The following is a 19,227-nucleotide window of genomic DNA, read 5'->3' as shown; positions in this document are numbered from 1 at the left end:
TTCGGGTTCAGGGTGTCGCCTTGTCCGCCTTGGCCAGGGATGAACGCACAGGTCCGGATCCGGACAATCGCGCAAGGCTTGACGCGTGGGCGTACCGTAACGCCTCGGCAAACAACCAGTCCCCTCCTTTGGCTCCGCTCTTATTCTTGTCAGCGAATAGGATATACATACCCATCGTCATTCCACCTTATTGACACCATTTCAATTTGTTCAAAAAATGACACCACTTTGTCTCTTCCCACGCCGGAACAAAATACCAGAAGCAATTTTTCGCCCTGCCTTCCGGAACAAGATTTCGGCTGGATTCGGAATGAGGAAACGCCCCCCGGCTTGCGGAGGGCGCTGTCGTACCGGCGAATTCGCCCTATTGGGCGATCTTGTTGAAATCCGCGAGACTGTCGGCGATGATCGCGTACCATTCGCCGCTTTCGCGCATTTCATTGAGCCCCTTGTTCAGGAACGACAGATAGATCTTGCCGCGCGGGTTGGTCTTGTGCGCGACGAAATGGATCGTCTGCAGCTTTGACAGGCTCGGGTTCGGCTGAACCACGCCAGCGGCCCCTTCGACGTCCCCCATCACGGCATCGCCGCCTTCGAGGTCGAGCAGCGCCATATCGGCATCGCCCGAAACCAGCGCCCCGATGCACTCCTTGACGCCCGACGGCTGAAGAAGCGTTATCACCGGCTCGACCAGACCTTCGCTCGACAGTTCCGCGAGTGACCAGCCCTCGGGCCGGCAGACGACCGCGCCGGCATAGTCCGCATAGGACGTCACATTCGCGTATTCGCTGTCCGGCATCGTCCAGTAGGCCGAGACGGATTCGTAGATCGGCAGCGAATAGTCGAGCTGGGTGCAGCGGTACCGCGTGTTGTCGTCCATTGCATCGAGGTTGGAGCAATCCGACGGACGGTACCAGGCGATCGAGATATCGAAAAGGCCCATCGGCAGCAAAGTATCGAAATGGGCCTGCCAGTCGTTCACGAAATTCAGATTGTATTCGCGGTCGTTGCCGCCACGGTTGAGCGCCGTCGTCGCCAGCCGCACCAGCATACCGCCGCCTTTCAGATCCTCGCCGGTATAGGGCTCCCAGCCGTTGCCGCTGACCATCTTGATCGGCGGGGAATACACGTCCGACGTGGTCCGTGCCGCCTGCTTCTCCTCCTGCTTCTCGATGATCTCGGTCAGATCCTGATCGGCCGACAGGCGGCCGTCTTCACAGGGGATCTGAAGGAGCGTCCCCGGCGCCAGTTGGTTCGGATTGGAAATCGTGTTCCGGTTCGCGTTGAAGATCATCTGGTAGTCGAACGATCCATAGGCCGCCTGCGCAATCGACCCGAGACTGTCACCGGCCTGGACGGTATAGGGCGCGCAGGCCTCCTGCGCCGCCGCCGCCCCTGAGAAGAGGGCCGACGCCGCGCAAGCCAGAAGACACGCATTCAAACTCTTGGTCATTGTTTTCATGGTTGTATTCCTTGCTTTGTACGAACCGCTTGCTGATAGGAGCTCATGCCGCATTCGTCTTGATGCCCGCGGCGCGGTCGCTGGTCTGAATAGCTTCGAATCCCGACGGACCCGAATTGAGGTCGCGAACGCGGTATGCGGCGCGACAATGCCGGAACGGGAACGCGCGCAGACGCGGTCTTCTTCTGTCCCGGTATTCCGAGGTTCGTGGCGCAGAGCCGAACCGCGCCCGTTTTCATTTTGCCGATGCGGTGGCATCGGCGGTTCGCTGCGGTTTTCTTTCTCGAACCGCATTAATTCATCTCCCTCATCATCCCTCGCCGGAGGGCGCTGGAAACGATGTCGTACCATTCGCCGGACCCGACCATTTCGCGCAAACCGGCATTGAGCAGATCGAGCGTTTCCTTGCCGCGCGAATTGTCCTTGTGCACCAGCACATGAAGCGCGCTGACTTTGCCGAGATTCTGGTTCTCAACGATCTCGTTTGTTAGCCCCATGAACTCGATCATATCGGTGCCGACCAGCGAGTCGATCGCCACGATATCGACCGTTCCGCCCATCAGGGCGTCGAAACAGTCGGCGACCCGCACCGGCCGGTAGAGCGTGATGATCGGTTCGGACAAGCCGACCGTGTCGAGCCGCGCGGTGGAGTAGCCTTCCGGCCGGCAGATACGCGTCCCGGCCAGGTCCGACACGTCCAGCGTGGATGTGAAGGGGCTGCCCTTGCGGGCAAAAAGCCCGTCCACGACCTCGTAGAACGGGTCCGAGAAAATGTAGTTCTCGCATCTGTTCCTGTCCTCGTCGGACAGGCTTGCCGGGGCCTCGCAATCCGGCCGCGTCCAGGGGAAGGAGCCGTCGAAGGCCTGCACCGGAAGCAGCGTTTCGAAATGCGCGTCCCAGTCGTTCACGAACCTGACCTCGACCGTCTGTCCGCTTTCCGCGCGGAGCGCGGCTGTCTCGACGAGTTCGGTGAACATTCCGCGGCCCGGAAGGCTTTCGTCGGTGAACGGGGGGAAGTCGTTGCCGGTGATCAGGACAATCGTCTTGTCCTCCGCGGCGGCGGGCGCCTCGGCGGCTTCGGGCACGCGTTGCACCGTCTTCTCCGGCAGCGGCCTGTCGATACAGGGAAGTCGCAGCACCATGCCCGCCTCGATCACGTTCGGGTTATACCCGATCTCGTCCCTGTTCGCGTCGTAGATCACGCGGAAACTCACATCCCCATAAACGGAACTGGCGATCTTCTGGAGGGAGTCGCCCGGTGCGACCTGGTAGGTTCCGCAGTCCTCCTGCGCCCAGGCCGAGCCCGCGCCGATGATGAGCGCAAGGGCCGAAACACCGATAAACCCTGTTGAATGCCGCATGTTCATTTTCCTTTCGTTTCGGGGTATCCGGGCCGACACCCGGCATCGGTATGGCCGGGCCAGCCGCGGCGCATTCGCCCCGACAGATCGTTTCATCTGATTGTGTCTTGCCTGGACAGCCACCCGGAAAACCGCGGAACAACCGCGCGGTCCGGCTTCGCTGTATCCGTCTCCGCCTGCGCCAGGGCAACCTGATCCGATCCCGGTCCTGCCGGTCGCGACCGCCGCCGAACGCATCCTTCGGCGGGCCTGCACGGATATCTGCCCTGCCTGTCTCGTCCTTCCTTTCCTCGCCTCGAGCGGCCCAGTTTCCCGCGCCGTACAACAATGTGGGACCGGCGCGCGACGCATCGCCACCCGCCGGCTGGTTACCATTGGCGCGCCAGTTCGTAGCTCACCTGCATTTCAGCCCCGTCGCGCAAAACCCGGAACCCGGTCGACGTGCTGTCTTCGGCGACAAGGCGCTGCAGAACCGCAGAGACCCCGTCAAGCGTGTCGAAGGCCCGGCCCGTCGTCACGTCGGCGACCAGAACATCGCCCACCTGCAATCCGTCTTCCGGCTGCCGGCCGACCTGCGCAACGGTAAGGCGCCAAGCGTCATCGACGAAGCGGGCCTCAATCTCCGATCCGTCGGCCAGCCCGAAGCGGCGCACCACCGGGATAGCCAGAAGGGCCCGTTCGAAACGGTTGTTCTCGGCGTTCTTGTAGCGGACCACGGCACGGGTGTACCCGTCAGGGTCCACGACCATCGCGTTCAGGATCTGCGAGGCAAACGGAACCGCCTTCGACAGGGGCTGGTCATTGACCGTGTAGATCTCGACGCCTTCGCGCACCCAGGTTCCCACAACCCCCAGATCGGCGGCATCGGAGACATCGGTGATGACGGCGACTTCGGCATTGCGCACGGTGTTCTGAATAAAGCCGAAGGGGAAGGCGACATCCCACAGTTCGAAGGTCACCTGCTGTTGCGCCACCGGCAGGCTTGCGCCCGTGCTGGCCAGCGGAGCGGGCTCGGCGGGCGCTGCCGCCGCGACGACCGGCTCCGGCTCGGCCGCGCTTTCCGGCTCGGCGGTCTCGGGCTCGGCGGCGATCACGGGTTCAGCGGCAATCTCGGATTCGGAAAGGCTCTCCGGTTCCACAACGGTCTCCGGCTCAACGCTTTCCGGTTCGCCCGCAGCCTCCGGTTCGGCGATCTCTTCAGGGGCGGTCGCGCTCTCTGCTTGGGCGACAGTTTCAGACCCGCCCGTTTCCACAGTCAGCAGCGCCGTTTCGGCTTCGGGAACCATCGCCGGTTCGTCCGTGGCGGCCGTGATGGGCGCATCCGCGGCAGCGCCGTCAGCCGCGTCCATTGCATCGGGGTGTTCCGCCAGGGCAACCTCGATATCCGTTTCGGCCGGTGCGGCTTGGTCCGGTGCGGAGGCGTCAGATGCCATGTCCTCTGCCGCGGGCTCGGAAACCGGCACGGCCTCTGCGTCTGCGGGCTCCGCGAGCGCGACCGTGCTGTGGTTGGCCGCTGGTTCGGCCAGTTCGGCGGCGGCGAAGCCGCTTCCGGTCTGGCTGTCCGCCACCTCCGGCTGCCAAGGTGCCTGCGCGACCGGCCCGTCGTCGACGGGCGCGGGAGCGGGCACCGGTGTCCCGGCGATTTCGTCCTGGACGATCGGGGCGGTATCCGAAACCGCGGCGACCTGCGATTGCGGCGGCGTGCCGGGCCGCAGGAAGGTATAGCCGGCCGCGCCCAGTGCGGCCAGGAGCGCAAGCACGGACACCGTCACGATCATGCCGCGGCCCCGCGATGCTTGTGCGGCCTGCGGCCGGCCCGCCGGATCAGCCAGGGCACCGAAACGGTCCGTTATTCCAGCCGCCCGCGCCGGGGCCTCGTCCTGTTCCGGCCCGAGCAGATCGCCGGACTCGAGCAGGCGGGAGAGCGTCTCCTTCACATTGGCGTCGGCCGCCTCCGACACTGCCGCCGGATTGTCGAGCATCTCGATCCATTCGGCGGCGTTCTGGAACCGCGCCGAGGGCTTCGTGGACATCGCCTTGTCGATGGCTTCCAGGAAACCGGCCGGATATCCGTCAACGGCCCCGGCCAGAGGCACGTAAGGGTCCGGGCGCTGCTCGGCAATTGCCGCGAGCCGGGCCTGACCGTTGATCGGCGCTTCGCCCTTGATCCCGTGATAGAGCGACGCGGCCAGGGCATAGAGATCGCTCCACGGCCCCTGTTCGCTGCCGGCGATGTAGAATTCCTGGGGAGAGTAGCCGTCCTTGACCACCCGCAAGGCCGAATGCTTGCGTCCGGTTTCGCCGACATGCTCCCGCGCGGCGCCGAAATCTATCAGGATCGGCTCGCCTTCCTTGTTCAGCAGGATGTTGTCGGGCGAGATATCGCGATGGAGCATGCCGTGCTGATGCACGTAGCCGATCGCCGAGAGCAGCTTGCGTGTGATCCCGACGATCTGGTCCGCGGTCAGCTTCGTCTTCGCGTCATCGACGATATCGAGGAGGTCCTTCCCGTCCACGAAGTCGATGGCCATGTAGGCGGTGTCGTTGTCCTCGAAAACCTGGTGCACACCCACGATGTTGGGATGCTGGAGCTTGGACAGGCTCCGGGCTTCCTGGATGAAATGCCGGATGATCGACTTCAGCGAGGACTGATGTGCACGCGACCTGGCGCTAACGATGGTGTTCGTGCGGCGGCAGAACGCATCGGCGAAGCATTCCTTGATCACCACGTCGCGGTCGAGACTGTCCTTGGCCAGGTAGGTGATTCCGAAGCCGCCATTATTCAGGAACCGGGTGATGGTGTACTGCCCGTGAAGCAGGGTCGTGCCCGGCTGCAACTCGTCTAGCGGCCCGTCGAGTTCGGAAGTCTCGGGCTGTTCCTGCGGTGCCATTCTGGTACTCCAATTGCGTCGATTGGGGAAGGAAGTGCGGACGCCTGCCTCTCCCGAGCCCGGTTCGAAGATTTGATATCCCCTGAAACCAGGTTTCTGATCGTTCGAGAAACTGGCAACATTTGGGCGCAAAGGGGGAATAATGACGGATCGCTTGGCTGCAAATATCTGAAACTGCGCAGATTTCGGGTCCGAGTTCATGCGGAAATGGTCGCAAATCCACGGATTTTCGGGCCAGCCGGAATTTCCATAGTTTCGACGGCTCGAACAATTAACCGACTTGCCGGCCGGACGCTCACCGAATTTGCACAAGAAAGCCGGGGGAGCGGCCACAAGCGAAGCGGGTTCGCGCGGCCGAGGGGGCCGCAGACAGGCCGTGGGGCCGCCCCCGCGCAGTCCCAAAGAGAATCACCTGCGCGCCGATTGCGCAGACCCGTTGACATCGGAAGAGCGCATCGGCGGACGGGAATAGTCTCCCCGAGGAAACGCAACCTTCAGCCATCGACGGCTTTGTGCAACGCGGCCGGTCCCGCGTCTGGCCAACCCGTCGGGCCACGCTACATCCCAGGCACCCCGAAGAAGCAAAGGAGAACGCCATGACCCAGACGAGACGTGATTTTCTCGTGTCCGCCGCGACGACCGGGGCGGTCACCCTCCTGCCCTACGGCGCCCGCGCGGAGGAAGGCGGACCGGATGTCTTCAAGGCTGCGGGCGGCGAGATCGCAGTGCATCCGGTCAGCCACGCATCTTTTGTCATGGAGACGCCGGTCGGGACGATCTACTGCGATCCTGTCGGTGACACCGGAGCCTATGCCGGCTTCCCGCGGCCCGAACTCATCCTCGTCACCCACCGCCATGGCGACCATTACAGCCCCGAGACGCTGACCGCGCTCGCGGCCGACCGAACCCCGATCATCACCTGCCCGGACGTCCTGGGCATGATGCCGGACCATCTGGCGGGCATGTCGCAGGTCATCGGAAATGGCGAGGCCACGGATTGGCGGGACGTCGGGATAGACGCGATCCCGGCCCACAACCTGACCGAGGAGAGGATGAACTTCCATCCGAAAGGACGCGACAACGGATACGTGCTGAGCTTCGAGGGCTTCCGCGTCTACATCTCCGGCGATACCGAAGACGTGCCGGAGATGCGGGCGCTCCGGGATATCGACCTGGCCTTCGTCTGCATGAACCTGCCCTTCACCATGGCGGCCGAGGCCGCAGCCTCGGCGGTGGCGGAATTCAAGCCCCGGTTCGTCTATCCCTACCATTACCGCGGCCGCGACGGCGGCACGCAGGACCCGGCCGCCTTTGCAAACCTCGTCCCGGCGGCAACGACGGTCCGGCTGGTGGACTGGTATCCTGACAACCCGGACCTCTGACCGTACACCGCACGGCCGGCTCGCGCCTCAGACCCAGGCGAGCGAGGTTTCCAGCTCATCGAAGCCGGCCTGCGCGTAGGAGCGCGGCACCAGCAGCAGGTACGCCGCGGGCCGCAGGCGGCAGAGGACGGCCGCCACCGGGCCGAGCGCGCTGCGCGCCACGGCGCCCGGCGGAAAGGCCGCATCGCCGAGATCGGGCTTCCAGAGCCGCTCCAGACAGGCGCGCGAAAGCGGCCCCGAAAGGTTCAGGCAAGACCAGTAGTCGGATTGATCGATGCCATAGAAGGTTTCACCTTCAGCCGCGGACGGGACGGAAGAGCCTGGCGTGACCAGATGGGCACGCTCCGCCGCCGGGCGCAAAAGCCGCGCGCCGCCGGTCGCGTCGGTACTGCCCCCCACGGCGGGCAGGTCGCAGTCCAGCGCCGCGCCGATCTCCTGCGCGAGCCGCTGCGGATCGCCGCGCCGAAGAACGAGCGTCAGGACGCCGCTCTCGCCGACCGCCACAAGCCGCGTTCCGCCGCGTTCCACCGGCGCACGCACAATCGCCGGCGTTTCTGTCAAACGAAGCTCAGGCATGAAGACGCTCCCCTTCTGGATCGAGAAAATGGGGCGGCACGATCTCCACCTCGACATCGCTTCCGCGCACCAGGTCCACGGCACGCAGCCGCTCGCCGATCCGCGCGGCACCGTTGCGGATGAAGGCCAGGCCGACCGCGTGACCCAGCGCAGGCGAATGGGTGACCGAACTCATCCAGCCCTGGTCCGCCTCCAGTGTGGCCGCCGCGCCAGGTTCCAGGAAATGCGCCCCGTTCCAGAGCGTATCGCCCTCCCGCACCGGGCGCACGCCGACGAGTTGCACATCCTCTGCCCCGTCCACATGGCTGATCCCCAGCCGGGCACGCCCGACATAGTCCTTCCGCCGCGAGGCCATGCGGTCCATCCCCAGATGCACGGGCCCTGTCTGCCCGTTGAGCTCATTGCCCGACGGGTGGCCCTTCTCCACCCGCATCACATCGAGCGCCTCCACCCCGTAGGCGAGGACGCCCAGATCGGCCCCGGCCTCCATCAGCGCCGCGCCCAGCGCGTTGCCATAGCGCGCGGGCACCGCGATCTCGTAGGCCAGCTCACCCGAAAACGAGATCCGGAAGAGCCGCGCCCGCGTGCCGCCGCAGACGGTCAGCTCCGCGCAGGCCATGAAGGGAAAGCCCGCGTTGGAGATGTCGAAGGGCGCATCGACGAGCCGCGAGAGCAGCGCGCGCGACTTCGGCCCGGCGACGGAAAATTGCGCCCAGCCATCGGTTTCGGGCACCAGATGCACGTCCCAGTGCGGCTGAAGGCATTGGCGCACGAATTCCAGGTGCCGGTAGACCGGCCCGGCATTGGCGGTCGTGGTCGTCATCAGGAAGTGATGCTCGCCCAGCCGCGCGGTGGTGCCGTCATCCATGACGAGCCCGTCCTCGCGCAGCATCAGCCCGTAGCGCACCTTGCCCACGGGCAGGCTGGCAAAGCCGTTGCAAAATACGAAGTCGACGAAGGACAAGGCGTCGCGCCCGCGGATATCGATCTTTCCCAGCGTGCTGACATCGCAGATGCCCACGGCGGCGCGCGTCTGGCGTGCCTCACGATCCACGCTGTCGCGCCAGCCGGTCTCGCCGGGCCGCGCGAACCATTCCGCCCGCAGCCAGAGCCCGCTTTCGGTGAAGGATGCACCAAGGCGCGCCGCCCAGTCATGCGCCGGGGTATGGCGGACGGGTCGGAAATGACGGCCCCGCTCGCGCCCCGCGAAGGCCCCGATGCTGACCGGCGTGTAGGGCGGGCGGTAGCGGGTCGTGCCGGTCTCGGGAATGCTGCGCCCCGTGGCGCCCGCCAGGAGCGCGAGCCCTGGCAGGTTCGAGGTCTTGCCCTGGTCGGTGGCCATGCCGAGCGTCGTGTAACGCTTGAGATGCTCGACCGCGCCGAATCCTTCCCGCCGGGCCAGCGCGATATCCTTGGCGGTCACGTCGTTTTGCAGATCGACCCAGGCGCGGCCCTTCTCCGGCCCGGTCCGCCAGACCGGCGCGGGCGCATGCGCGATGCCGGAAGCGCGATGGACCGGGGCGGCGGCGGGGTGCCCGGCGGCCTCGGCCGCGGCACGGCCGGCCGCCTGCCCCTCGGCCAGGCAATCCGGCAAGGAAAAGGCGCCGTTGGCGGCGCCCGCCACGCGCATCCCCTCCGGCAGGACGGATCCGGGCACGAAAGCCTGGATGTCGTCGCACCAGACCGGCCGGCTGTCCAGATGGCATGTCAGGTGGATGTTGGGCGACCAGCCGCCGCTGACAGCCAGGCAGTCGCAGTCCAGCCGCCTGCCATCTCCCAGCGTCACCCCGCGAAGCCCCAGCCGCCCCCGCGTGGCGGCGACGCCCTGCCCATTGTGGGCCTCGACCACGGCCGCGACGCTCAGCCCGGCGGCGCGCAGCTCCTCCGCCAGGTCGGCGCCGCCGTCGTGATTGGCCAGCACCGCGATATTGCGCCCGGCGGCTACGGCCCAGCGGTTGGCATAGGCCTGCACCGCACCGGCCAGCATTACCCCCGGCCGGTCGTTGCCGGGAAAGACGAGCGAGCGCTCGGTCGCCCCGGCGCAGAGCACCGTGCGCCGCGCGTAGATCCGCCACATGACCTGGCGCGGCCGGTCCTCGGGCGTATCCGGCGCGGTAAGCTCCACCGCGCCGCAGATGCCGTGATCGTAGACCCCGAATACGGTGCAGCGCGGCATCAGGCGCACATGCTCCATGCCGTCAAGCTCGGCCCAGGCGGCGGCGGCCCAGTCCGCGCCCGGCTGGCCGTCGATCTCGTGCCATTCCGCCAGAAGCCGCCCGCCGGGGCGGAAATCCTCGTCCGCCAGGATCACCCGCGCACCGGCACGCCCCGCCGCCAGCGCCGCGGCCATCCCGGCGGGACCCGCCCCGATCACCAGCACGTCGCAATGCCGGTAGCCCTTGTCATAGAGCCCCGGATCGTCTTGCCCGGAAAGCGCGCCGAGACCCGCGGCCCGGCGGATCAACGGCTCGTAGACACGCTCCCAGAAGGCGCGCGGCCACATGAATGTCTTGTAGTAGAACCCCGCCCCAAGGAAGGGCGCCAGCAGGTCGGTCGCGGCCATCAGGTCGAAGCCCAGCGGGCCGCGATGGTTCTGGCTGGCCGCTTGGAGGCCGTTGAAAAGCTCGGCCATGGTGGCGCGGGTGTTGGGCTCGGTCCGGGCACCCTCGCCCAGGGTCACGAGCGCGTTCGGCTCCTCCGGCCCGGCGGAGAACATACCGCGCGGGCGGTGATACTTGAAGCTTCGCCCCACGAGCCGCACGCCGTTGGCAAGCAGCGCCGAGGCCAGCGTATCGCCGGGATGGCCCTGCATCGTCCGGCCGTTGAAGGTGAAGCTCAGGCTCTGGCTGCGATCGACCAGCCCGCCGCCGATGCGGTGGTGCTGCGTCATTGCCCAACCACCCCGGCCCGCGCGGCGTCCTGCGCCAGTTCCACCTTCTCGATCGCGTGCGTCCGCGTGCAGCGTGTGACGATCAGCCAGGACTGGTCGCCCTGCTCGTGAAACCAGAGCTCGCGATGCCGCCCGGCGGGGTTCTCGCGCGCATAGAGATAGGTCGCAAAAGCTTCCGCCGCATCAGCAGCCATGCCGTCGGGCCGCACCATCAGGCAGGCGTCGCCCAGATAGACGAATTCCTCGGCATCCCTCGGACCCAGAATCGGATGGTCGATCATCATCGCCGTGTCTCCTAGTGCAGGTTGGGCTGCGGGCCGCTGCCGGCCTCGTCGATCAGATGGCCGCGCGCGAAACGGTCCAGCCGGAAATCCGCCGCGGCCTCGTGCGGGGTTCCGGTGGCAATCAGATGGGCGAAGACAAGGCCCGATGCGGGCGTCGCCTTGAAGCCGCCATAGCACCAGCCGCCATTGAAGAAGAGCCCTTCCACCGGCGTGCGGTCGATGATCGGCGAGCCATCCATCGTCATGTCCATCACGCCGCCCCACATGCGCAAGAGCCGCGCCCGCCCGATCATCGGCATCAAGGCCATGCCGCCAGCGCAGACATGTTCCACCATCGGCAGGTTGCCGCGCTGCGCATAGGAATTGTAGCCATCCAGATCGCCGCCGAAGACCAGCCCGCCCTTGTCGGACTGGCTGATGTAGAAATGCCCGGCGCCGAAGCCGATGACGCCCGGAATGCAGGGCTTGAGCCCCTCCGACACGAACGCCTGGAGCACATGGCTTTCGACCGGCAGGTTCATGCCCGCCATCTCCATCACGCGGCTGGAATGGCCCGCCACGCAGATGCCGACCCGGCCCGCGCCGATCGCGCCGCGGCTGGTGCGCAGCCCGGCAATCCGGCCGCCTTGGATGTCGAAGCCCGTCACCTCGCAGTTCTGGACGATATCAACGCCCCGCGCCGAAGCTGCCCGCGCATAGCCCCAGGCCACTGCATCGTGTCGTACCGTGCCGCCGCGCGGCTGCCAGAGCCCGCCGCGGATCGGGAATCGAGCGTTGTCGTAGTCGAAGAATGGCCACATCCGTTCCAGCGCGGCGCGGTCCAGATGCTCGGCGTCCGCGCCGGAGAAGCGGATTGCGTTGCCGCGCCGGATATAGGCGTCGCGCTGCCCGTCGCTGTGATAGAGATTGAGGATGCCGCGCTGCGACACCATCGCGTTGTAGTTCAACTCCTGCTCGAAGCGCTCCCACATGCGCAGGCTCAGCGCGTAGAAACGCTGGTTGGCAGGCAACAGGTAGTTGGCGCGCACCACGGTGGTGTTGCGCCCCACATTGCCGCCGCCGATCCAGCCTTTCTCCACCACGGCGATGCGCGCCTCGCCATACGTCTCGGCCAGGTGATAGGCGGTGGCCAGCCCGTGCCCGCCGCCGCCCACGATCACGATGTCATAAGCCTCCGCCGGTGCGGCATCGCGCCAGTGCGGCCGCCACCCGGCATTGCCGGTCAGCCCTTCGGCCAGGATGCGCAGCCCGGAGAAACGCTTCATATCTCAAACCCCCTCATCCGCTGCACCGCGCGGTCAGACCAGTTGCGGCCCGGACGGCGTGCGCGTCAGCACTTCCGCCCCATCGGGGCCGAGCAGCACGCAGTTCGACATGAAGAAATCGCCCTTGCCGGTGCCCATCAGCCAACTGAGGATGTGGAAGCTCATGCCGGTCACGATTTCGAGGTCGGAATCGTGGCGCAGCCCGGTGACCGAGTTGCCCCCGGTCCAGGAGGGCGGCAGGCCGATCCCCACCAGGTAGCCGCAATGGTGCCGCCGGTAATGCGCCATTCCCGCCGCGTCCGCCACATCCTGCCAGGCGGCATAGACATCGCGGGCCCGCGCGCCGGGCCGCAGCGCCGCGCGGACCGCGTCGAAGGCGATCTTGCACGTCTCGGCCATTCGCGCGTCCTCGTCCCGGATACTGCCGATATGCACCAGCCGGCCCAGTGGCGCATGGTAGCGCGAGACGCAGCCGGCAAGCTCCATGAAGACGCGCTCGCCCTTCGCATAGCGGCCCTCGCCCCATGTCGTATGCTCCTCGCCCAGCCGGGCGTCGGGGCGGATGAAGGGGCCGAATCCCGGCGGGTTGCCGCCCGCGCGGGTCATCGCCGCCACCGCCTCGGCCGCCACATCCGCCTCGCGCGCACCGTCCCGGATGGCCGCGACCGCCGCCATCGCTGCGGCGTCGGAGGCCACCGCCGCGCGGCGCATCAGGGCCATCTCCTCGTCGCTCTTGACCAGCCGCATGTGCGGCGAGAGGTCCGAGATATCCTCGAACGCCCGCCCGTCCATCGCGGCGCGCAGCGCCCGGCCCGCCGCATCGCTGAGCCCCGTACTCTGCGCCTCGATGCCGATCCGCACACCCGGCATCCGCGCCAGCAGGCCCGCCAGACAATCGGCCGCGCTTTCGCTGTCGCTATGGCCCCGGAAGGCGGCGTTGCGCACCTGGTTTTCAATACTCACACGCTCCATCTCGCGGGTGATCAGCACCGGCTCGCCAGCCAGCGGCACGACCAGGTGATGGGGCGCGAAATACCCCCAGTGATCCAGCCCGGTCAGGTAGAAGACGCTCTCGGGCGCGGAGAAGACCGCGATGTCGAGTTGCCGCGTCTCCATCTGACGGCGCGTGGCGTCAAGCCTCCGCGCAAGCTCGGCATCGGAAAACGGGTTCTTGTGCATGTCAGTCAGACCTTGAAATTCGGCCCGGACCGTCCGGGCGCGGCAGGGTGTAAGGAACCAGGGTCACAGCGGGGGCGCGGCCTGTCCGCCGGACAGGCGCCGCATGAACGTGGTTTTCATGGTCAATCGGCCGATTTGACCGCCGAGAGGAATTGTTGCGTGCGCTCCCTTTGCGGGTTGTCGAACAACTCCGCCGGCTTGCCCTGCTCCTCGATGCGGCCGCCATAGAAGAAACACACCCGGTCAGAGATATCGCGCGCAAAGCCCATCTGGTGCGTGACCATCAGCATGGTCAGATTGTGCTCGGTCACCAGTTTCTTGATGACATTCGTCACCTCGCCGATCACTTCGGGGTCGAGCGCCGATGTCACCTCGTCGAAGAGCATCACCTTGGGCCGCATCGCCAGCGCGCGGGCGATGGCCACCCGCTGCTGCTGACCGCCCGAAAGCCGCGAGGGGTGCTGATCCTTCTTGTCGATCATGCCCACCATCTCCAGCAGGTCCTCCGCGCGCTCCCGCGCGTCGCGCCGCGACATGCCCAGCACCTGCACCGGGCCCTCCATACAGTTCTGCAGCGCGGTCATGTGCGGGAAGAGGTTGAAATGCTGGAAGCACATTCCGATCGGCTCACGCGCGCGGCGCAGGTAGCGGTCGCTTGCCGGAACCAGCTTGCCGTTCTTCGCTTGATGGGTGATCGGCTTGCCGTCCACATAGATCACACCCTCCTGGATGCGCTCCAGCATCAGCATCCGCAGCACAGTCGTCTTGCCGGACCCGGACGGACCGATGATCGCGATCATCTCGCCCTCGGCCACATCCAGGTCGAGCCCTTCCAGGACGGTGAGCGAGCCGTAGCGCTTGGTCACGTTGCGGAAGCTGACCATCGGCGCGTCCGCTCCCTCCAGCGTCAGGGGATATTGCGTCAGGTCGTCCATCATTGCATTCCCAGTTTCTTGCGGACCCAGCCCTCGAAGACCCGGATCAGACCGGCGGCGGGCAGTGAAATGGCGAGGAAGATCACCCCCACCAGCGTATAGGGTTCGAGGAAGCGGTAATTCTCGGACCCGATGGCGTTGGCCGTGTGCATCAGCTCCGCCACGCCGATCACCGAGAGCATCGGGGTGTCCTTGAAGATGCCCACCAGGTAATTGCCCATCCCCGCCAGCGAAGGCGGCAGCGCCTGCGGGATGATGATCCGGAAATAGGTGTCGCGCGTCGACATCGACAGCGAGGCGCAGGCTTCCCACTGGCCTTTCGCCACGCTCTCGATCCCGCCCCGGTAGACCTCGGAGAGATAGGCCGAATAGTGCAGCCCGATGGCGATCATGCCCGAGGTCCAGGGATCGAGCCGGATGCCGAATTGCGGCCCCACGAAGAAAACGAAGAAAATCTGCAACACGAGCGGGGTGGAGCGGATGAACTCCACGACCTCGCGCACGACGAAGGTCAGCACGCGCCAGGGCGTGCGCTGCGCCAGCGCCAGCACGAGCCCCAGCACCACCGCGATCGCATAGCCCGCGCCCGCGGCGATCATCGTGTTCAGCGTCGCCTCGAACAGCCGCGGCAGAATCTCCCAGGTGAAGTCCCAGCGCCAGTCGAACATGGCTCAGGCCCTCCCCAGCTTGCGCCGCATCACCCGTTCCAGCCAGCGCATGAAAGGCGTGATGATGAGCCGCGCGAAGATGTAATAGATAATCAGCGCGGAGCCGAAGGTCTGGGCCGAAAGATAGGTCGAGCCGTTGATCTGCCGGGCCTCGAACATCAGGTCCGCGACCGAAATCAGAGCAACCAGCGCGGTGCCCTTCAGAAGCTCGATCAGCAGGTTGCCCCAGGGCGGCAGCATGTTCAGCAGCGCCTGCGGCAGGATGATCCGCCACATCCGGCGCAGCGGAGACATCGACAGGGAATAGGCGGCCTCCCACTGCCCCTTGGGCACCGATTGAATGCCGCCGCGCACCAGTTCCGCCCCGTAGGCCCCGAGATTCATGCCGACGGCGACGAAGCCCGCGGTAAACTTGTCGAAGCTGACGCCGAAGAGCGGCAGCACGAAGAAGATCCAGTAGAGTTGCACCAGAAGCGACGTGCCGCGGAACACCTCGATATACACGACGGCCGGTGCGCGGACCGGCAGATACGGCGAGAGTTTCATGAGCCCGGCGATCAGCGCGATCACGATGGCCAGCGCCGCGGCGAGGAAGAACTGCGCCGCGGTGACCAGCGTTCCGTCGATCAGACGGGGGCCGTATTCGGACAGGAACTCCCAGTAGGACATACGGCCTCCGCGCGCCGACGGGCGATAGGGGCGGGCCCGCCGGGCCCGCCGGTTCTCACATGGCGATCAGCGGTTCTCGCAAACCCATTCCGTCGAGGCGTCACCGGGAAGCACTTTTTCGTCATAACCGTATGGTGCGACCGCGGCGAGCATCTCGTCGGAGCCCAGATAGGCGTCCTGCGCAGCGTTGAACTCGTCCAGGAAATCCTGATCCCCGGGGCGGAAGGCGATGCCCACCCAGTTCTGCGTCCATTCAGGCAGGGCAGCGGGATTGGTCACCTCCACCTCGCCACCGGAATTCGCGGCCAGTTCCTGTGCGGTGAAGAAGGTCACTGCGCCTGCATCGGCACGACCCGAGCGCACGGCGGCAAGGATCTCGGTCGGTCCCGGCACCTGCATCACCTGCGCGTCGGGCACGCCTTCCTTCTTGGCGGCCTCGACCGTGTTGAAGCCCGCACCGGTCACCATGACCGCGTCATTCTCGATCAGATCCTTGTAAGTCTGGATGCCCTTGGGATTGCCCGACGCCACGATGAACGCGTCGGAGACCTGCGCCATCGGCTCGGAGAAATTGACGTTCTCGCAGCGGCTTTTCAGGATGTACATGCCGCCGGTGATGATATCGAAACGGCCTGCCTTCAGGCCGGGGATAAGCCCGCCCCAATCGGTCACGACGGGCTCGATATCCGTGTAACCCATTTGTTCGAGCACGCCCAGCGCATGGGCGTTGACGAAGCCCAGCGGCTCGTTGCCCTCACCCGGATAGGCCCAGGGCACTTCATTGGCAAAGCCGATGCGGATCGTCTCGCCCGCCTCGATCCGGTCCATAAGCTGTCCGGCCTGCGCGGCCATCGGCGCGGCGAACGCCAGCGCGGCGGCGGATACTGCGAGTTTCAGGAAATCGCGTCTCATTGGTAGTCCCCTCTGTTGGTGGCAGTGCTATTCTAGGTGTATACATCACAGAAATTTCCGGTCCCCGGTCAAGCGATTCTAGCACATTCCGGCGATAAACTTGCGGAACGGAGAAACCGGTGTATACAATTTAACCGATGCAAGGCTGCACCCCTGCATCAAGCTGGGCTTTAATCCGTCGTTGAATCAAGAGGTTGGGCGTGAAGACACAGGAGATACACCGCGAGCTGCGGGACCGGATCTGCTTTCTGACCTACCCCCCCGGAAGTCGGCTCGGCGAGATCGAACTGGCCAACGAGTTTCATGTCAGCCGGACCCCGATTCGCGGGGTTCTGGCCCAGTTGGAGGCGCAGGGGCTGGTGAACGCACGGCGCGGCGTCGGCACGATCGTCACGGAGATCGAACCGGAGGCGCTGCTCCAGACGCTGGAACTGCGCAAGGAAATGGCCCTTCTGCTGTGCCAGATGTCGCCGGTCGAGGATGCGCGCCCACTGAGCCGCGGCGTGGCCGCGCTCATGCGGCAATGCCAGGTGCGCGGCGACACCCTGACGGTCACCGAATTCGCCAAGCTCAACGCCAAGTTCTTCGAGTTGATCCAGCAGATCAGCGGGAATGCCGCGCTCAGGGAAGTCACTGAAAAACTTTACTATCTGACCGCAAGACTGTGGGTTCACTCGATCCCGAAACTGAACCTGCGCGACGAGATAGGCCATTTCATCGCCGAGATGACCGATGTGTACATGGCGTTGCAGCGCAACGATGTGCGTGCCGTGGGCCATATCCGCTGGCTGCATCTGACCGGCAGCATCGACCGGCAGGCCCAGCATTTTCGGAACGATCTACAGGAAGAGGAGCTCGCCGTCTGAAAGTATTTTGCCGCCCCCCTGAAACGCCCGCACGGCATATGCCCCGAAACCGACGGCCACCGCTTGCGGGCCGCATCGCTTCAGATGTATACATCCGGGTAGTTCATACCCAGAGCAACCGGGAAACTCATGACCAGAGACCAGATCATCGCGGCGCTGTCGGAAGACCTGATCGTCGATCTGACGCGCCAACTGATCGCGATCCCGACGCGCAATCCTCCGGGAGAGGAGAAAGCCTGCGCCGCCTTCATCCACGACACGCTGACGGGCTGGGGCATCGAGGCCGAGCTGATCCCCGCCCCCGACCCGGAGCGCCCGCAGGTCGTGGCCTGGATGCGCGGCAACGGCAATGGGCCGACCTTCATCCTCAACGCCCATATCGACACGGTGCCGGAAGGCGACCCGGCGCTCTGGACCTACCCGCCCTTCGAGGGAACCCGCGTGGGCGATCGGCTCTACGGGCTGGGCAGTTGCGACATGAAGGGATCGCTGGCCAGCATCATGGCGATGCTCAAGGCGCTCAAGGACAGCGGCGCGCGCCTTCCCGGCACATTGATGGCGCAGTTCCCGATGGGCGAGGAAACCGACGAGCCGGGGACCAAGACCCTGCTGGCCCAGGGCTACACGGGAGACGCCGCCATCACGATGGAGCCGACCGACAGCCGCATCGGGCCGGGCACAAGGGGCGCCTGCTGGCACCGGATCACGCTGACCGGCCCGGCGTGCCACTGCGGCCTGACCGCGCCGGACGCCGCCGATCTGATGCATGTGGTGCAGCGCTTCGCCGCCGAGGTCGAAGCCTACCATGCCGAGGTGTCCCAGAAGACCCACCACCTGCTGGCCAGCCCCGGCTGCCGGATCACCCGCCTGCAGTTGGGTGAGACGCATAACAGCACGGCGCGCGGCTGCGAGATGACCGTCGACCGCCGCATGTTGCCCGACGAGAGCGTGGCCAATGTGGAACGCGACCTGCGCGCCATGCTGGAGCGCGCCGCCGCCGGGCGCGACGACATCGGCTGGGACGTCGCCTTCGTCGATCTCAACGAGGCGACGGAAACCGCGCTCGACAGCGACCTCGTGCAGTCACTCGGACGCAACATACGTGAGATCACTGGTGCCGAGCCCGAGATCTGGGGCCCGCCCTATGGCAGCGACATGCGCAATTTCGTCTGTGACGCGGGCATTCCCACAGTGAATTTCGGCGCCGGGGATTTTCGGGTCTGTCATCAGCCCGACGAGTTCGTGCCGGTCCCGGATCTGGTGAACGTCGCGCGCGTCGCCTTCGCGACGGCGCTCGATTTCATCTCCGCCGAGACAGGCACACCGGGCCGGGCCGGTCCCGGCCGGGACCGCTAGATCGCCGGCCTTCACCCCCCGGCCACGACCGCTCAATGACGGCATTACCGTGGAATCCTGCCGCCGTTCAGATCACGTGATCTTCCCCCACTAAAGTGGTCCGCCGTAATGTTTAGGAAAACGGAGGACCGGAATGGCTACGAAGCGGCACAAGCCTGAGGAGATTGTCACGAAACTGAGGCAGGTTGAGGTGCTTGTCGGGCAAGGGATGGCGCGGCTGGATGCGATCCGCGAGGTGCGCATCACCGAGCAGACCTACTACCGATGGCGCAAGCAGTATGGCGGGATGGGAACCGACCAACTGAAGGAACTCAAGCGGCTCAAGAAGGAGAACGAGCGGCTCAGGAAAGCGGTCTCGGACCTGACGCTCGACAAGCTCATCCTGACGGAGGCCGCACGGGGAAACTTCTGAGCCCCGCCCGCCGCCGCGCCTGCATCGATCATGTGCGGGGTCAGCTCCGGGTGTCGGAGCGTCGGGCCTGCCGCGTGCTGCGTCAGCATCGCTCGACACAGCGCAAGCTGCCGAGAGGC

Annotated in this window: 15 protein-coding genes and 1 pseudogene; 4 read left to right on the top strand and 12 right to left on the bottom strand. The window is 65.8% G+C overall.

Annotation, left to right across the window (positions count from 1 at the left end; genetic code table 11):
* Positions 1-364 precede the first annotated feature (364 nt).
* The 3 genes from DDZ14_RS12810 to DDZ14_RS12800 form a co-directional block, all read right to left on the bottom strand.
* Entirely contained in the window at positions 365-1,756 is a 1,392-nt protein-coding gene (locus tag DDZ14_RS12810) for a LysM peptidoglycan-binding domain-containing protein (protein WP_233252572.1), read from the bottom strand.
* The gene (locus DDZ14_RS12805) at positions 1,756-2,823 is read right to left on the bottom strand and encodes a transporter substrate-binding domain-containing protein (protein ID WP_109425381.1); all 1,068 of its coding nucleotides are present in this window, start codon (positions 2,821-2,823) and stop codon (positions 1,756-1,758) included. Before DDZ14_RS12805 ends, DDZ14_RS12810 begins: the two co-directional genes overlap by 1 nt.
* Positions 2,824-3,191: 368 nt before the next feature.
* Positions 3,192-5,714 carry a serine/threonine-protein kinase gene (locus tag DDZ14_RS12800; RefSeq protein WP_109425380.1) on the bottom strand — a complete coding sequence of 841 codons (2,523 nt, stop codon included), beginning with the start codon at positions 5,712-5,714 and terminating at the stop codon, positions 3,192-3,194.
* Between the two features lie 596 nt (positions 5,715-6,310).
* Between DDZ14_RS12800 and DDZ14_RS12795 the strand changes: the two genes are divergently transcribed.
* On the top strand, positions 6,311-7,096 hold the full coding sequence (locus DDZ14_RS12795) for an MBL fold metallo-hydrolase (RefSeq protein ID WP_109425379.1): 786 nt from the start codon (positions 6,311-6,313) through the stop codon (positions 7,094-7,096).
* Between the two features lie 27 nt (positions 7,097-7,123).
* Here DDZ14_RS12795 and DDZ14_RS12790 read toward each other — a convergent pair whose 3' ends face one another.
* The 9 genes from DDZ14_RS12790 to ehuB all read right to left on the bottom strand — a co-directional run bounded on the left by DDZ14_RS12790 (position 7,124) and on the right by ehuB (position 16,474).
* Entirely contained in the window at positions 7,124-7,672 is a 549-nt protein-coding gene (locus DDZ14_RS12790) for a hypothetical protein (protein WP_158275523.1), read from the bottom strand.
* Entirely contained in the window at positions 7,665-10,562 is a 2,898-nt protein-coding gene (locus DDZ14_RS12785) for a sarcosine oxidase subunit alpha family protein (protein ID WP_109425377.1), read from the bottom strand. The genes DDZ14_RS12790 and DDZ14_RS12785 overlap by 8 nt, the downstream gene beginning before the upstream one ends.
* Positions 10,559-10,846 carry a sarcosine oxidase subunit delta gene (locus DDZ14_RS12780; RefSeq protein ID WP_109425376.1) on the bottom strand — a complete coding sequence of 96 codons (288 nt, stop codon included), beginning with the start codon at positions 10,844-10,846 and terminating at the stop codon, positions 10,559-10,561. The genes DDZ14_RS12785 and DDZ14_RS12780 overlap by 4 nt, the downstream gene beginning before the upstream one ends.
* Before the next feature lie 11 nt (positions 10,847-10,857).
* Positions 10,858-12,111, bottom strand: coding sequence for a sarcosine oxidase subunit beta family protein (locus DDZ14_RS12775; RefSeq protein WP_109425375.1), 1,254 nt, complete (start codon positions 12,109-12,111; stop codon positions 10,858-10,860).
* Positions 12,112-12,144: 33 nt separating this feature from the next.
* Positions 12,145-13,290, bottom strand: coding sequence for a Xaa-Pro peptidase family protein (locus tag DDZ14_RS12770; RefSeq protein ID WP_109425374.1), 1,146 nt, complete (start codon positions 13,288-13,290; stop codon positions 12,145-12,147).
* A 122-nt stretch (positions 13,291-13,412) separates the two neighbouring features.
* Positions 13,413-14,225 carry an ectoine/hydroxyectoine ABC transporter ATP-binding protein EhuA gene (gene ehuA, locus DDZ14_RS12765; protein WP_109425433.1) on the bottom strand — a complete coding sequence of 271 codons (813 nt, stop codon included), beginning with the start codon at positions 14,223-14,225 and terminating at the stop codon, positions 13,413-13,415.
* Positions 14,225-14,893, bottom strand: a complete 669-nt coding sequence (ehuD, locus tag DDZ14_RS12760) for an ectoine/hydroxyectoine ABC transporter permease subunit EhuD (protein ID WP_109425373.1) — start codon at positions 14,891-14,893, stop codon at positions 14,225-14,227. Before ehuD ends, ehuA begins: the two co-directional genes overlap by 1 nt.
* A gap of 3 nt (positions 14,894-14,896) precedes the next feature.
* Positions 14,897-15,562, bottom strand: a complete 666-nt coding sequence (gene ehuC, locus DDZ14_RS12755; RefSeq protein WP_109425372.1) for an ectoine/hydroxyectoine ABC transporter permease subunit EhuC — start codon at positions 15,560-15,562, stop codon at positions 14,897-14,899.
* 66 nt (positions 15,563-15,628) lie between these two features.
* The gene (ehuB, locus tag DDZ14_RS12750) at positions 15,629-16,474 is read right to left on the bottom strand and encodes an ectoine/hydroxyectoine ABC transporter substrate-binding protein EhuB (protein ID WP_109425371.1); all 846 of its coding nucleotides are present in this window, start codon (positions 16,472-16,474) and stop codon (positions 15,629-15,631) included.
* Between the two features lie 200 nt (positions 16,475-16,674).
* Here ehuB and DDZ14_RS12745 point away from each other — a divergent pair, with 200 nt between their 5' ends.
* The 3 genes and pseudogenes from DDZ14_RS12745 to DDZ14_RS12735 all read left to right on the top strand — a co-directional run.
* A complete protein-coding gene (locus DDZ14_RS12745; protein ID WP_146193138.1) occupies positions 16,675-17,340 on the top strand; it encodes a GntR family transcriptional regulator in 666 nt (221 codons plus the stop codon).
* Between the two features lie 129 nt (positions 17,341-17,469).
* Complete coding sequence (locus DDZ14_RS12740; RefSeq protein ID WP_109425369.1) at positions 17,470-18,696, top strand: M20 family metallopeptidase; 1,227 nt, start codon at positions 17,470-17,472, stop codon at positions 18,694-18,696.
* Positions 18,697-18,829: 133 nt separating this feature from the next.
* Positions 18,830-19,227 (top strand): annotated as a pseudogene (locus DDZ14_RS12735) (transposase); the annotation flags it as partial.

Origin of the sequence: Maritimibacter sp. 55A14, assembly GCF_003122205.1 — a bacterium.
In the GTDB taxonomy this organism is placed as follows: Bacteria; Pseudomonadota; Alphaproteobacteria; order Rhodobacterales; family Rhodobacteraceae; genus QEYE01.
This window is presented reverse-complemented; position numbering and strand designations above follow the sequence as displayed.

What these genes read in the sequence shown, in the direction of transcription:
- DDZ14_RS12780 (WP_109425376.1), bottom strand. Translation starts at nt 10,846, where the DNA reads ATGATGATCGACCATCCGATTCTGGGTCCGAGGGATGCCGAGGAATTC.
- ehuC (WP_109425372.1), bottom strand. Translation starts at nt 15,562, where the DNA reads ATGTCCTACTGGGAGTTCCTGTCCGAATACGGCCCCCGTCTGATCGAC.
- ehuB (WP_109425371.1), bottom strand. Translation starts at nt 16,474, where the DNA reads ATGAGACGCGATTTCCTGAAACTCGCAGTATCCGCCGCCGCGCTGGCG.
- DDZ14_RS12790 (WP_158275523.1), bottom strand. Translation starts at nt 7,672, where the DNA reads ATGCCTGAGCTTCGTTTGACAGAAACGCCGGCGATTGTGCGTGCGCCG.
- DDZ14_RS12740 (WP_109425369.1), top strand. Translation starts at nt 17,470, where the DNA reads ATGACCAGAGACCAGATCATCGCGGCGCTGTCGGAAGACCTGATCGTC.
- DDZ14_RS12775 (WP_109425375.1), bottom strand. Translation starts at nt 12,111, where the DNA reads ATGAAGCGTTTCTCCGGGCTGCGCATCCTGGCCGAAGGGCTGACCGGC.
- ehuA (WP_109425433.1), bottom strand. Translation starts at nt 14,225, where the DNA reads ATGGACGACCTGACGCAATATCCCCTGACGCTGGAGGGAGCGGACGCG.
- ehuD (WP_109425373.1), bottom strand. Translation starts at nt 14,893, where the DNA reads ATGTTCGACTGGCGCTGGGACTTCACCTGGGAGATTCTGCCGCGGCTG.
- DDZ14_RS12770 (WP_109425374.1), bottom strand. Translation starts at nt 13,290, where the DNA reads ATGCACAAGAACCCGTTTTCCGATGCCGAGCTTGCGCGGAGGCTTGAC.
- DDZ14_RS12795 (WP_109425379.1), top strand. Translation starts at nt 6,311, where the DNA reads ATGACCCAGACGAGACGTGATTTTCTCGTGTCCGCCGCGACGACCGGG.
- DDZ14_RS12810 (WP_233252572.1), bottom strand. Translation starts at nt 1,756, where the DNA reads ATGCGGTTCGAGAAAGAAAACCGCAGCGAACCGCCGATGCCACCGCAT.
- DDZ14_RS12800 (WP_109425380.1), bottom strand. Translation starts at nt 5,714, where the DNA reads ATGGCACCGCAGGAACAGCCCGAGACTTCCGAACTCGACGGGCCGCTA.
- DDZ14_RS12805 (WP_109425381.1), bottom strand. Translation starts at nt 2,823, where the DNA reads ATGCGGCATTCAACAGGGTTTATCGGTGTTTCGGCCCTTGCGCTCATC.
- DDZ14_RS12785 (WP_109425377.1), bottom strand. Translation starts at nt 10,562, where the DNA reads ATGACGCAGCACCACCGCATCGGCGGCGGGCTGGTCGATCGCAGCCAG.